Origin of the sequence: Spongiibacter tropicus DSM 19543, from assembly GCF_000420325.1 — a bacterium.
Taxonomy (GTDB): Bacteria; Pseudomonadota; Gammaproteobacteria; order Pseudomonadales; family Spongiibacteraceae; genus Spongiibacter; species Spongiibacter tropicus.
Window position 1 is genome coordinate 937,394 of sequence record NZ_ATUS01000001.1, and the last position, 13,609, is coordinate 951,002.

The following is a 13,609-nucleotide window of genomic DNA, read 5'->3' on the forward strand; positions in this document are numbered from 1 at the left end:
ACAATCACATGATTGCGCTGAGTACTTTCTGAAAAGATTCCACTGAGAAGGGCTTTGAAATGAGAAACTTCGCGCCACCTGCAGTGGCCTTGGCGCGCATATCTGCGGTGGCTTCGGTAGTGATAAATCCGAACTTGGTTTTAAGGCCCTCAGCATTCATTGCTTCGAGCAATTCGATACCGGTCATGTTGGGCATGTTCCAGTCGGCAAGCACCAAGTCCGGAAGGCTCTGCTTGACCGCCGCCAGCGCAACGGCGCCGTCTTCCGCCTGCGTGACCTCATTGCCATCGAAGCCCGCCTGGCGAAGAGTGCGAATAATCATATTGCGCATGGCGGCACTGTCGTCGACGACCAATATATTCATGTGTTAGCTACCTGTTCTATGCCGATGAAAAAAGAAAAGTTTCCAGGCGTCAGTTCATCACAGCGGGTATCGCCCACCCTATTCGTGATGGTACTTATCGGCATTGGGATAAATGGTTGATGTGACCCAAGACAAAACTAATCATAGCCGTTATTGGCGTGATCAAGGGTTAATCGAAAAGCTCGATATCGTCGCTGACTGCTGTCTTGCGAATGCTGCGTTCGTAACACACTTCCTCTTGAACCACTTCTTTTGCGCGAGAAGCGGGAAGTCGTTTAACGAGCACACGCCCGGTTGCGGGGAAGTAATGAATCTTGCGGGAGAATTCTCCGCCCAGGTCTTCGGCGGTAATGCCATAGCCTTCAACACGGATGAATTCGCGGACAAAGCGAATATTCTTTTCACCCACATCGCTGAGCCCGCTCAGAATTCGCCCACCGCCAAATAGCTTTATTTCCAGACGATCGCGCCGGCCGCCGCGCTTGAGAATATCGTTAATCAGGTGTTCCATGGCGTGCACACCATAGCGAGACGCCAGACCATCCAAGTCACCCTCGCCATCGGGCAACATGAAATGGTTCAGTCCACCGACACGCACGGCGGGATCGCGAATACACGCGGCAATACAAGACCCCAACAGTGTGCTGATCATTTCATCGGGGCGGTCCGTCACATAATACTGGCCGGGCAATACTCTGGCGGCGAAGACACCATGACTGCTGTCCCAGTGGCGATGAATATTCGGATACTCGTCGCAGGGTTCGCGTCGGGGCTGCCGGTAGACACCGGATGTGGGCGATCTGCCGGTATTCATTCCACCGACTCTCGCTGGGCGCTGGCGGCCTGAATAATGGCGCGTTCAGCATCACAACAACTGCTGCTGGCCAGACGCTCCTGCAGACTGGCGATCGCACCGTGATTGGGCGACGGCGATACCGCCAGCAAGTCCGCCAAGGCCTGCTGACTGGCCGCCACATGGGCAAGACGCTGGCTGAGCAGATCAAAGCACTGCATGGCGGCAATCGCCTTGTTTAATTCCTGACGCAAGGAGGCCAGATCGAGGGTCCGCTCGTCGGCATGGCGAAAAGCCAGCATGAAGCTGTCCAGCAGCGCCGTCACATCGGCTTGCACGTCGGCATCTGCCGCGCAGATTAACTGGCGGTGCAGGGCCACAAGACCTGACAGTGACGTATCGCTATGCTCTCCAGCACTACTCATGCACACTCCTCGCCACCGCTCAGGCAGCGGATGCCTCTAGACCGGGAAGAATGCCGTCGACGCCGTAGCGCTGGTAATCGCCATACAGCGATTCCGCGATATCTTCGATCCGCAGGTGTCGCCCCAGCTGCTGCATTTTTTGCTTAAACAGGCCAAGCAACTGCCAACCGGCGCTATCCAGGTAGTCGCAACTTGCCAAGCTGATGGTCAGCTCGCCGCTGGTTTCACTCAGCCATTCCGCCAACTGCTGATATACCTCCGCAACTTGCGCGACCCCCAGCTCACTGCCCAGCCATGCTTTCGGGCCATCGATACGCAGAGCCTCAATATCAGCGGAGGGCTCATCAAGCAAAACCACAAAGCCATTGTCTTCGCTCGAGGCGGAATCATTCTGCACCGCGCTGTCAGCAGCATCGTCGCCGGGGCCGTCCTCGCCGAGCAAAATCACGAAACCGTCGTCTTTCGACGGTTGGTCCGTGTTGGCTTCAGCAGCCTTTTCGCTCGGCTCATCGCCCAGCAGAATGACAAATTCCTGATCGCTCACAGGCGGACTCCTCAAGCACTCGCCGCGAGCTTGTGGCTGTCTTTGGCAATGTCATCCACGCTGAGCAGACAATCGACATCCAGCAGAATAAGCATTTTGTCATCGACCGTAGACAGGCCTTTGACAAACTCCTGCCTCAACTGACGCCCCATCTCCGGCATGGCCTGTACTTCATCGTTGTCGATGCGGTACACCTCGGAAACACCGTCAACGACCATACCCAGCGTTCGGGTTCGATCGCTGCCTTCGACTCTCACCACCACAATGACCGTGGTGGGGCCGTAGGGAATGGTGTCCATCGCGAAGCGTTTGCGTAAATCGATGATGGGGACGATTTCGCCACGCAGGTTCATCACCCCCAGAACATACTCAGGCGAATTCGGAATTGGCGTGACCGAATCCCAACCTTGAATGCCCTGCACTCGGAGGATTTCCACGCCGTATTCTTCGCCATTCAACATGAAGGTCAGATACTGCTGGCTATCGCCCTGGTCGTCGCTACTGCTGCGCTCGATATCCTGTTGATACATTATTGAGTTCCTCGCGAAAACCCGGCTCTCAGGCCGCGTTGGATTCCGGTGTCGCTGTCGGGTCCGGCATCGTTTCCGGGCCATTTTCAAGGTGCTGTACCAGGCTGGGTACATCCACGATCAACGCGACACTGCCATCACCGAGAATCGTGGCACCGGCCAGACCTGATACCGGCAGGTAATTTTCTTCCAGACTTTTTATGACCACTTGCTGCTGATCGAGCAATTCGTCGACAAACAGGCCAACGCGATGCCCATCCGTTTCAACCACAACCATCAACTGACCGCCCCGCTCCAGATACGTCGCCGACGGTTGCTCGCAATCGAGGTTGAAATAGTCGCGCAACCGCACCGTGGGGATATATTCGTCACGCAAGCGATAAACGCTGCCCTTGCCTGCAAGACTGTTAAGCTCCGCCGGGGATACCAGTACGGTTTCAACAATCGAGCGCAATGAAAAGATGTAAACATCGTTGCCAACCCTGACCAGCTGACCATCCAGTATGGCGAGTGTCAGCGGCAGACGGATTTTCAGGCAGGAGCCCTGCCCCTGTGTGGAACGAATATCAATCCGCCCGCCCAAATCCGTAATATTGCGGCGCACCACGTCCATGCCGACTCCGCGACCGGACAGATCGCTGAGTGCCGCAGCCGTCGAGAAGCCCGGCTGAAAAATCAGCTGGTGAATCTGCTCTTCCGAAAGTTGCTCATGGGGCGATACCAGTCCCCGCTCGATAGCCTTGGCGAGAATGCGCTCTTTATTCAAGCCGGCACCATCGTCCTCAACCTGAATCACGATGCTGCCACCTTCGTGGTAGGCGCTAAGATGGAGTACTCCGGTTTCCGGCTTGCCAGCCGCCCGGCGTTCCTCCGGCATTTCGATGCCGTGATCCAGCGAGTTTCGAACCAAGTGCACCAGCGGGTCACTCATTTTCTCGAGAACCGTTTTATCCAGCTCGGTTTCTTCGCCGCTCAGTTTCAACTCTACTTTCTTGCCAAGTTTGGCGCTGATATCCCTCACCAGACGCTTGAAGCGATTAAAACTGGCCCCGATGGGAAGCATGCGAATCTGCATGGCACTTTCCTGCAGCTCTCGGGTATGGCGCTCCAATACCATCAGGCCGTCTCTCAGTCCCTGCGTGCTGCCGCTCTGCTCGCGATCGCCAAAGCGCGCCAACATCGATTGGGTAATCACCAGCTCGCCGACCAAATTCAGCAGCGCATCAATCTTGTCGATACTGACGCGGATTGAGCCGGAATCTTTCGCCGCCGCCGCAGGCCTTGCCGCAGGCTCGTCGCTTGATACGGCGGCCGGCAACGGCGCTGGCGCAACACTCCCCGCATTTTTCTTGGCGGTAGCGGCTTCGGCATCGAGGGTCGGTGCGGTGATTTCCAGCTCACACTGGTCACGCACCCAGTCAAAGCAGGCTTCGATCTCATCTCTGGCAACATCGCCACGCAACGTCAACTGCCACTGGCAATAACAGTCCTCGGGATCGATATCGTCGAAATCAATGCTCTGCTGCAAAGCGGTGTTGACCGTCAGTTCACCCAGTTGCGACAGCTCGCGAAAAATCCGGCTGGGTTCATTGCCGGTTTTGAAAATATCTGCCTGTGGCACGAAACGAATCTGCCATTCGCCTGCCAGGCTCTCTGTTGCAGATGCCGACGAAGCCGGAGCGGCCGAGGCGCGCTCGCCGCTGAGCTGCTGGTCGATATCGGCCTGACAACGGGCAATGGCATCAGTATCGGGATTGCGACCCTGCTGAAAGGCTTCGAGCATGTCGCGAATCACGTCGACGGAGGCCAGCAGCACACCCACCAGCTCGTCACTGACCTGACGCTGACCACTTCGCAGCTGGTCCAGGAGGGTTTCGACACCGTGAGTAAAATCCGAGACCGCAGAAAAACCAAACGTGGCCGCACCGCCTTTGATGGAGTGTGCCGCGCGAAAGATGGTATTGATCAGTTCGCTGTCGGTGCTCTGCGCATCCAGTTTCAGCAAACCGGCTTCCATCGTATCCACCCCTTCGAAGCTCTCTTCGAAGAAAATGGCGTGAATTTCGTTCATGTCCATGGACATGTCAGCTCCGCCCCGGATCCAGTACGCGATCCAACACGCGATTCAGCGAGTCGGGATTAAACGGTTTGACGATCCATCCGGTCGCACCTGCATTCTTTCCCTGCATTTTCATCTCGCTGGCCGACTCGGTAGTCAGAACCAAGACCGGGATAAATCGGCAGTGATTGAGTTTTCGCAGTTCGCGGGTGAAGGTAATACCGTCCATCACGGGCATGTGCACATCGGTGATGACAACATCGTAGTTGCCAGCTTTGGCTTTATTCAGCGCTTCAGCACCATCCTCTGCAGACTCGACATCATGGCCTGCCTGCTGCAGGGTCATTGATACCAGCCGCCGTATAGATGGCGAGTCATCCACCGCCAGTATTTTTGCCATATTCGCATTCCCGGACTCACGCCAAAAACAGACAGCAGTGGTGACTGTGTAGCCACTGCTATGCTCAGGTAGTACACAGTTCACACTGCAAATTAAGTATTCGTAGTTCTACTAACGCCTATTTCCGTGCAATACAGGATGCTCGCCAGACGCAATCCAGCGGCCTGCCAATCCCGTAAAATGCAATATGACCGAGGAAATAAGCGACGCGCCTCGGGACTTTCCTCATGGGAACTAGGTAAAAGCGCTAATCGCGGGCAAATGCAGGCTGCCTATACTGGCAGTCACGTTAGCCATCAATGTGAAATAACACCTTCGGGAGGCGTGCCATGAATCAACGACGCAACGGCAGTTTGATGATTTTCGCCAATGCTAGCTTACTCGCACTGAGCAGTGCGTTTGCGCCCGGTGGCGTAAGCATTGTGGCTGGCTTGGCTCTGGCAGCTGTGTTGTTACTGAGTGCAACAGCTCTCAGCGCTGAGTGAGTCGGTCGATAGGTGTTACACCGGAGGCGTCAGTTATTCGGACGCCATCGGCTTTGTTTGCGAAAATCAATGCAGTTAGCGGCATAACCGGGCATCATTTGCGGTCTACAGTTCAGATTAGATCAGCGTATTGAGGCACCAACGACTGGTGCCTCCCGGCCTGCATTGACGCCAGCATTATGTTCCACCTCATAATTCCGGTGTTCGCGGCAACAGAAAGATGTAAGGAGAACATCGACAACATGATCCTCGATGAAGCCCGCCTGAGGGAAATCACTCGCAATAAGCCAGCCCTGATGGCGACATTGGCCAAGCTGTTTCTGGATGAATTCCCCTCCATGGTCGACGGTATTGAGGAGTGTTACCGCACAGCCGACCGCCAAGCGGTCTCCCACGCGGTGCATCGTATGAAGAGCGCGCTGGGCAATTTTGCCACCCGGGAATTTTACGACGCCTTTGCCACTCTGGAATCGTCAGCCATGACCCAAGATCTGGATGCCTGGCATCTCGACTGGCAGCGCAAACGGGAAAAGCTGGATCAGCTTCGTCAGGAACTGGGACAGTTGGCGGAGGGCTGAACGCGTGGATATTCTGATTGTTGATGATGACCCCATCACCCGTCTCGCCCTGTGTGCTGCGGTAGAGGACTGGGGATTCACCCCAGTACTCGCCAATTGCGGTGAAGAAGCGCTGACCATTCTCGGCGAAGACAACCCGCCGCATTTGCTGGTGATCGACTGGTCGATGCCCGGCATGACCGGCCCGGAACTTTGCACGGCGTTGCGCAGCCGCGACGACGGTCAGTTTTTTTATATCCTGATGCTGACAGGCAAAGAAGGTAATGACGCAATCATCGAGGCAATGGAGTCGGGCGCCGATGATTTCCTGAGCAAACCCTTCGACCACCGAGTGCTGAAAGTCCGCCTCGCCGCGGGCAGTCGTATTGTTCGCCTCGAACAGACTCTCAACCAGCTTGCCTCTCGCGACGCACTTACCCAGTGCTGGAACCGGCGAATGATCGACGAGTTGCTCAATGCATCGATCGCCGAAGCACAGCGCAAGCAGTCGCCACTGTCGATCATGGTGCTGGATATCGACCATTTTAAGCAGGTGAATGACAACTACGGTCACGCTGTCGGCGATACCGCGCTCAAACACATGGTTAACATCCTGAACAATAATTTGCGGGAGTACGACCAGGTTGGCCGCTATGGGGGGGAGGAGTTCATTGTCATCCTGCCGTCCACAGACAAAGACTCCGCCTGGGGCGTCGCGGAGCGTATCCGTTCATCACTGCAGTATCACCCTGCACACATCGACAGTGAGCGGGACATCCCGATGACAGTGAGTATTGGCCTGGCCCAACTGAATCACTACGGCCAGGACAGTCGCCACAGTCTGTTTGAACGCGCCGATAAGGCACTCTACGAAGCCAAACAGGCGGGAAGAAACCGGGTGGTTTACCGCTCGTCGTAAGCACCCGACTGTGTTTTTGCGCAAATTTAATATAGGCTTATTAATCGCTCGGGGCGGCATCGCATTTACTCCTGGGCACGTATAGCTATCACCGCACTGCCACGGACGAACCCCATGATTTCCAGTACTGCCGCTTCGATCCTAGATTCCGCTGATATTCGCCCCCCGGCCCTGAGTGACACTGTCTCAGAGTTCTGGCGAGCAACGCGCGAGTGCCAGCAGCTGCTTTGCAGCCATTCACGACTGCGCCGACTCCCCAGAGGCGACGGCCACACGGTTATGACGCTCCCCGGCTACGGTGGCGACGACGGCAGCATGGCAGCCATTCGCTACTGGCTGAAAAAGTGGAACTACCGCCCTGAGCCCTGGCTGCTCGGGCGCAATATTCCCGCCGACCGCATTTCTCAGATGGAGCATATGCACGAGTTTCAGGAGGCGATGCTTGGCCGCATCCAGCAGCGCGTCGACGCCCTGTATGAGGAAAATGGCGGCTCGCCGATCACCCTGATCGGCTGGAGCCTGGGTGGTATATACGCCAATGCTATGGCGCAACGGGAACCGGAGAAAATCCGCGCCATCATCAGCCTCGGTACGCCCTATGGCGATCCCCGCGGCACCGCCGCCTGGGCGATTCTCAAGCGTCTGAACCGCAGCACAACCCCGGATCACGAACAGGACACCGGACACTGGATCAAACTGAATTCCGGCCCTCGCTCCGTGCCCACCTATGTGATTTACAGCCCCAGAGACGGTGTAGTATCGCCAGCCATCGCCAAGCTCAGCGGCGACAATATCCACAATATTTCAGTGCCCTCCAGCCACCTGGCCTTCGCCTGGAACCCCGCCGTAATGACGGAAATTGCCAGCATTCTGGCCGCCTCCCAGCGCACCACCGCGACAAACCGTTAGAAGCGTCTATACTCCTCAGCAGCCCGGTGCAAAACCGGGCGCGACTTCACGCCACTAGTACAAACGGCTTATTGCACGATATAGGTTAATGTGTTTTAACTAACGGTGGTTATTCTATAAAAATAAACGGTCCCCACGGAGCGCCTAGTGAAGACAACAATCCCAGTAACGGCAGGGCTATGCCTGCTCGCCAGTAGCATTTCACAAATCACCTATGCTCAAAATGAGAAGCCTCGCGGCCTGGAAGAAGTGATTGTTACCGCCCAAAAGAAAGCGGAATCACTGCAGGATACGCCCATCTCGCTGACCGCGTTTGGCGAGGAGCGTCTCGAAGTCGACGGCATCAGCAATTTGGGCGATATCGGCTCAAAAGTCCCGGCAATGACGATCGAGCCCTTCCCGATCAACAACGCAACCCTGCGTATTTTTATCCGCGGCATTGGCCCCTCTGACGCACAGGTCACACAGGATCCCGCCATCGGCATCTACGTCGACGGGGTTTACATCGCTCGCTCCACCGGCACCGCGCTGGACGTCGCGGAACTTCAGCGCATCGAAGTTCTCCGTGGCCCTCAAGGCACACTGTACGGTCGTAACACCACGGGCGGCGCGATCAATATGATCACCAAGCGTCCAACAACCGAAGGCTTTGAGTTCAAGCAGAAACTCACTGTCGGCAACCGCAGTCAGTTCACCTCAAAAACCTCCGCCAACATCCCCGTGACAGATTCGGTGGCGATCAAGCTGGGTTATCTGGCCACGCAGATGGATGGCTTCATCGAAAACAAAGGCCCTGGCGGCGATTTCGGTGACCGTGAAGTTGAAGGGATGCGCTTCGACCTGCGCTGGGATATCAACGACACCACCACGCTGGACTTCGCCTACGACAAATCTGACTTCGGCTACTATAACTACATGTACCAGGCGATCAGTCCGGCCGTGCTGAACAAAGGCCAGGCGGAGCCAGTGCGAAGCTTTGCTAATTCGCAGGCGATGTACGGCAGTGATCGTTTCGATGAAATGACAACCTTCCGCCCCTATGAAGAATCCAAGACCAAAATCGAAGGCTACTCGCTGATTCTGACCAAGAACTTTGAGAATTCTCAGTTCAAGTATATCGGCGCCTATCGAGAGCTCTACGACGCGTCCTACGCTGACTTGGGTGGCGGCGCCGGCTCCGGCGACTACCGCATCGACTCTCACGAATACTGCGGCCCCGCGGTTCGCGTGCAAACCGGTGCAGACTGCCTGCCATTAGTTGTGCCGCAAATTTCGCAAGAGCAGTCTTCGCACGAACTGCAGTGGAGCGGCTCACTGTTCGATGACTCCGTCGACTACATCGTCGGCCTGTACTACTTCGAAGAGGAAGCCACAGAAGATAACTCACCGCTTCATCACCAGTTCAGCTCAACCATCAGTAACGACGCCATTCCCATCCCGGTTTTGGGCGAGCTGCTGGGCGGCATCATATTCGGTGCCGGCGATGTGGGTATCGTGAACATGGTGTCTCAGCGTTACGACATTGAGAACACCGCGAAAGCCGCGTTTGGCCAGTTCACCTGGACACCGAACATCATGGACCAGCGCCTGCACCTGACCTTTGGTGCGCGCTACTCCGAGGATGAGCGCCAGGCACTGAAAAACCAGACCGACAAAACCTACTTCGAGGTTAAAAACCTCGGCGTGGCCATCGATGCAGAGGATATCGATCCACTGTCGCCGATTCTCGCTCAGGCCGGTTTCCTGTTACCGGGTGATCGCAGCTTCCTCGACGTTTACGCCGAGAAGAAATTCACCGACACCTCGTTCAGCTTTATCGCCGAATTTGACCTGACCGACGACATCAACGTCTACGGTAAATATATTCAGGCCTACAAGTCGGGCGGCTTCAATACCCGCGACCCTCAACGCGGCTCTACCGGCGTTCCTGCGGGCACCCCCGGCAGCGGTGACGATACCGCAGAAGAAGCACCCGATGGCATCGTGTATGGCTACGGCTTCGCCGATGGCTTCGACGAAGAGCATGTCGACTCTATTGAGTTTGGTATCAAGAGCGAGCTGATGGATCGCCGCCTGCGGATCAATACCAATGTGTTCTACAGCGAATACACTGATATCCAGCTGAACTTCATTCTCGCGGGCACCGTGGCGGATACCAAAGTCGCCAACGCCGGTGAAGCAGAAATGATGGGGCTTGAAACCGACATCACCTTCATGGCGACCGAAAACCTGATGCTGATGTTGAACTACGCCTACCTGGATACCGAAGTCACCAAGGCAACGGACCGGGCAGGCAACGATGTAGCGGATTCCTTCGTGTTCTTCTCTGCACCGGAAAACAGCTACACCGTGTCAGCGGACTGGACCATCGCCGCGACCGACTGGGGTGTGTTGTCAGCCAACGTCAGCTACAACTTCATGGATGACCGGAACGGCGGCTCCCGCGCAGACAATGTTAAGAACACCTTTAACGCGTCTTACAGCCTCTGGAACGGTCGCCTGAGCCTGAGTCAAATGCCCGTCGGGCGCTTCGGCTCACTCAACATTGGTCTGTGGGGTAAAAACCTGCTGGACGAGGAGTACGTGATTTCAGCCATCGACAACCTGATCCACACCGATCGCGGTGTGATCTGGGGCGAATCCCGTACCTACGGTCTGGATCTGATTTACGAATACTGATGTTGGCGGGGCGGTATCTACCGCCCCAATCAGTGTCGGAACTCTGATTCCACAGCAATAAAAAAAGCCGCCCTGACAGGCGGCTTTTTTCGTTCCGGCGATCGCTTAAATTTTGAAGATAGGCTGCAGCATCTTCGCGATCAGCCCCTTGAAGGCCAATGGCGCATCCATCCCGGCCAGACAGATACAGTCCTCGTCGGCGTCGGCTATCGGCTGATGTTCAACACTGCCATCGAGCTCGGCAAAATCACCGGCATTGAACTTGCCCAGACTGTCGCTGTAGCCACCTCGCAAAATCAGGGTCAGCTCGTTGCCTTGATGGCTGTGAACCGGCATTTTCTTGCCCGCAGCAATGCGCAGCAACTTGGCTTCGCCTTCGCCAAGTTTCAAATCCACCTGTTTCATTCCCGGAACAATGCTCTTCCAGGGCAGGGAATCGAAATCGTCGTGACCAACCAGATTTCTCAGCAGTCCGGGAACCTCGATTGCCACTTTTCGTGGAGCGGGCTCCTCCGCCTTTTGAGCTGGCGTGGCGTCCAGCAAGGCCATCATCGACTCACGACGCCCCTGTGAAAGCGGCTTTTCGTCGAGACTCGCCAACAAGTCGCCTCCAAACGCCTCGCCTTGCGCCGCCAGCGCACGACATTGTGGGCAATACTGCAAATGGCAGCCCACGACCAGCGCTAATGCCGCAGGCAGGGCACCGGCGGCATAACTGTATACCGTCTCCTCGCTGGGATGATGTTCAATACGACTCATCACGCGTTTTCTCCAAAATGCTGGCGAAACGCTCGTATCGCCAGACGCAAACTTGATTTCACACTGCCCAGCGGCATCCCAGTTTCCTGAGCTATTTCGCTGTGACTTTTTCCTTCGTAGTACGACTTGTACACCACCTGCGCCTGATTATTCGGAAGCTGCTCCATCAACTTCTTCAGCCGATCTCCGTCGGCGTTGACGCTGGGTTCGGGCTCATAGGTCTCTACCAGACTGTCTTCTGACTCATACGCAACACCACGCTGTTTGCGCAACTTGTCGATCCACAAGTTCCGCGCCACGCGAAACAGCCACGTGCTTACCGCGGCTTTGTCACGCTTGTACAGGTGCGCCTTGTTCCAAAGTGCCAATAGCGCATCCTGTGTCAGGTCCTCTGCCATAGAGGCTTCGACGCCCTGCCCAAGCAGGTAGGCATTCACTCTGGGAGAAAAATGATCGAACAGCATCATAAAGCTCTGCTTGTCGCGATCATTGGCAACGCGCTCCATGCAATCTGCCCAGAATGCCCCGTCTCGCTCTACTTTGGTGGCATCTTCAGCCATGTATTACCCTCTTGTACGCTATCCTACGTCGGCGAAGCCGCTATAGATCAATCGCGCGTTTATTGTCTGTTGTTGCCCACAGAATAGCTGCTATCAGCACAAACTGCAGCGGAATACGCAGCCAGAGAAACGACTCGGGCAAGTCTCCGCCAACCCCCTCCACACCACTGATCGCCTGATAAATATTGGCCGGCAGCACCAGCAGGCAGTAAAGCGCCATCAGCTTACCCACCTGCTCCCGATAGCGCGGCCAAAATACCATCGGCGCCATGATCAGTTCGGCGACGCCCGTCAACCAGACAATCGCCAGCGGCCAGGGCAGAAAAGGGGGAACAATGGCGGCAAAGCCCTCCGCCACGAGAAAATGCGCCACCCCGCCACCGAGAAAAAACAGGCAGATCAGCACACGAATCACGTTCTTCAAGGACGGCTCCTTTTCTTATGAGAGTGACAACCATATCACCCCTGAAGGTCTGCCAGTATGGCGCGATTTGGCATTTTCCCTGACATCTCAAGTCGCAGTATGGCTTGTGGGGCTGCGCCCTCCCCGATACCATGAAGCCATAAGACGTGGAGAAACATTGATGACGTTCAACAGCATGCCCGAGCTCATCGGCAACACCCCCCTGATAAAACTTCAACAGGTTTCAGAACTCACTGGCTGTACCATTCTCGGCAAAGCGGAATTCCTGAACCCCGGCGGCTCAGTCAAAGACCGCACTGCCTTGGGCATCATCCGAGCGGCAGAGCGCGACGGCAGCCTGCGACCCGGAGGCACGATCGTGGAAGGCACCGCCGGTAATACGGGAATCGGCCTGACCTTGATCGCCAACGCGCTGGGTTACAAAAGCGTAGTGGTCATGCCGCACAGTCAAAGTCGGGAAAAAATCGAACTTCTCGATCTTTACGGTGCAGACCTGCGTCTGGTGCACGCTACCGGCTACAGTGATCCGAACCACTACATTCACACTGCCCGACGTCTTGCCGAAAGCCTCAGCGAAACCGAGCCCAATGGCGCCATCTGGGCACGGCAGTTCGACAACACTGCCAATGCAGACATTCACGAAACCACAACCGGCCAGGAAATCTGGACGCAGACCGAGGGCAAGGTCGATGGCTTTATCTGCGCAGTGGGCACTGGCGGTACGCTGGCCGGTGTGAGCCGCGCGCTGAAGGCGCACAACAAGGATATCCGTATCGGCTTGGCCGATCCCCAGGGCTCTGCGCTTTACAATTATTACACCCACGGGGAGCTGAGCGGCGAAGGGCGTTCACTGGCCGAGGGTATTGGCATCAGTCTGATGACCGACAATCTGCGACTCGCCGATGTGGATAACGCCTATCAGATCAGCGACGCCGAGGCGCTACCTTACATCTTCGACCTGCTTCGGCATGAAGGGCTGTGCCTCGGCGGTTCATCGGCGGTCAATATCGCCGGTGCGGTCAATCTCGCCCGCGAAATGGGTCCCGGCCACACGATTGTCACGATCCTTTGCGACTATGGCGATCGGTATAAAAGCAAACTGTACAACCCGGTATATCTGGAGAACATGGGCCTGCCAGCTCCCGACTGGATGCGCAACTAAGGCGGGGCCGACAGCGGCAAGACTGAGATCGCCGTCGTAT

16 protein-coding genes are annotated in these 13,609 nt (G+C 56.1%); 6 read left to right on the forward strand and 10 right to left on the reverse strand.

The genetic code is table 11. From position 1 onward, the window contains the following. Nucleotides 1-4 precede the first annotated feature (4 nt). From G411_RS0104500 to G411_RS0104530, 7 genes are all read right to left on the reverse strand, one after another. Entirely contained in the window at nucleotides 5-364 is a 360-nt protein-coding gene (locus G411_RS0104500) for a response regulator (protein WP_022957983.1), read from the reverse strand. A 169-nt stretch (nucleotides 365-533) separates the two neighbouring features. Next, nucleotides 534-1,178, reverse strand: coding sequence for a chemoreceptor glutamine deamidase CheD (gene cheD / locus G411_RS19330; RefSeq protein ID WP_084495275.1), 645 nt, complete (start codon nucleotides 1,176-1,178; stop codon nucleotides 534-536). After that, on the reverse strand, nucleotides 1,175-1,582 hold the full coding sequence (locus G411_RS0104510) for a hypothetical protein (protein ID WP_022957984.1): 408 nt from the start codon (nucleotides 1,580-1,582) through the stop codon (nucleotides 1,175-1,177). Before G411_RS0104510 ends, cheD begins: the two co-directional genes overlap by 4 nt. Before the next feature lie 19 nt (nucleotides 1,583-1,601). Then, nucleotides 1,602-2,126 (reverse strand): STAS domain-containing protein, encoded by a 525-nt coding sequence (locus G411_RS0104515; RefSeq protein WP_022957985.1) that lies wholly within the window; start codon nucleotides 2,124-2,126, stop codon nucleotides 1,602-1,604. Nucleotides 2,127-2,137: 11 nt separating this feature from the next. After that, a complete protein-coding gene (locus G411_RS0104520) occupies nucleotides 2,138-2,656 on the reverse strand; it encodes a chemotaxis protein CheW (protein WP_022957986.1) in 519 nt (172 codons plus the stop codon). Nucleotides 2,657-2,684: 28 nt separating this feature from the next. Next, nucleotides 2,685-4,733 carry a chemotaxis protein CheA gene (locus G411_RS19335; protein WP_211218290.1) on the reverse strand — a complete coding sequence of 683 codons (2,049 nt, stop codon included), beginning with the start codon at nucleotides 4,731-4,733 and terminating at the stop codon, nucleotides 2,685-2,687. Between the two features lie 7 nt (nucleotides 4,734-4,740). After that, nucleotides 4,741-5,115 carry a response regulator gene (locus G411_RS0104530; protein WP_022957988.1) on the reverse strand — a complete coding sequence of 125 codons (375 nt, stop codon included), beginning with the start codon at nucleotides 5,113-5,115 and terminating at the stop codon, nucleotides 4,741-4,743. 329 nt (nucleotides 5,116-5,444) lie between these two features. Here G411_RS0104530 and G411_RS22050 point away from each other — a divergent pair, with 329 nt between their 5' ends. The 5 genes from G411_RS22050 to G411_RS0104560 all read left to right on the forward strand — a co-directional run bounded on the left by G411_RS22050 (nucleotide 5,445) and on the right by G411_RS0104560 (nucleotide 10,664). After that, nucleotides 5,445-5,600, forward strand: a complete 156-nt coding sequence (locus G411_RS22050; protein ID WP_022957989.1) for a hypothetical protein — start codon at nucleotides 5,445-5,447, stop codon at nucleotides 5,598-5,600. 242 nt (nucleotides 5,601-5,842) lie between these two features. Then, nucleotides 5,843-6,178, forward strand: a complete 336-nt coding sequence (locus tag G411_RS0104545; protein ID WP_022957991.1) for an Hpt domain-containing protein — start codon at nucleotides 5,843-5,845, stop codon at nucleotides 6,176-6,178. 4 nt (nucleotides 6,179-6,182) lie between these two features. After that, nucleotides 6,183-7,076, forward strand: a complete 894-nt coding sequence (locus tag G411_RS0104550; RefSeq protein ID WP_022957992.1) for a GGDEF domain-containing response regulator — start codon at nucleotides 6,183-6,185, stop codon at nucleotides 7,074-7,076. A 114-nt stretch (nucleotides 7,077-7,190) separates the two neighbouring features. Further along, nucleotides 7,191-7,985, forward strand: a complete 795-nt coding sequence (locus tag G411_RS0104555) for an alpha/beta fold hydrolase (protein ID WP_084495281.1) — start codon at nucleotides 7,191-7,193, stop codon at nucleotides 7,983-7,985. 147 nt (nucleotides 7,986-8,132) lie between these two features. Next, the gene (locus tag G411_RS0104560; protein WP_022957994.1) at nucleotides 8,133-10,664 is read left to right on the forward strand and encodes a TonB-dependent receptor; all 2,532 of its coding nucleotides are present in this window, start codon (nucleotides 8,133-8,135) and stop codon (nucleotides 10,662-10,664) included. A gap of 105 nt (nucleotides 10,665-10,769) precedes the next feature. Here G411_RS0104560 and G411_RS0104565 read toward each other — a convergent pair whose 3' ends face one another. Genes G411_RS0104565 through G411_RS0104575 form a run of 3 tightly spaced genes read right to left on the reverse strand, consistent with a single transcriptional unit; the run spans nucleotide 10,770 to nucleotide 12,407 of the window. Next, a complete protein-coding gene (locus tag G411_RS0104565; RefSeq protein ID WP_022957995.1) occupies nucleotides 10,770-11,423 on the reverse strand; it encodes a ChrR family anti-sigma-E factor in 654 nt (217 codons plus the stop codon). After that, nucleotides 11,423-11,983: a sigma-70 family RNA polymerase sigma factor gene (locus G411_RS19340; protein WP_022957996.1), complete on the reverse strand. Its 561-nt coding sequence runs from the start codon at nucleotides 11,981-11,983 to the stop codon at nucleotides 11,423-11,425. The genes G411_RS0104565 and G411_RS19340 overlap by 1 nt, the downstream gene beginning before the upstream one ends. A 40-nt stretch (nucleotides 11,984-12,023) precedes the next feature. Continuing rightward, nucleotides 12,024-12,407: a DoxX family protein gene (locus G411_RS0104575; protein WP_022957997.1), complete on the reverse strand. Its 384-nt coding sequence runs from the start codon at nucleotides 12,405-12,407 to the stop codon at nucleotides 12,024-12,026. A gap of 160 nt (nucleotides 12,408-12,567) precedes the next feature. Between G411_RS0104575 and G411_RS0104580 the strand changes: the two genes are divergently transcribed. Then, on the forward strand, nucleotides 12,568-13,569 hold the full coding sequence (locus tag G411_RS0104580) for a cysteine synthase A (RefSeq protein WP_028968141.1): 1,002 nt from the start codon (nucleotides 12,568-12,570) through the stop codon (nucleotides 13,567-13,569). Nucleotides 13,570-13,609 lie beyond the last annotated feature (40 nt).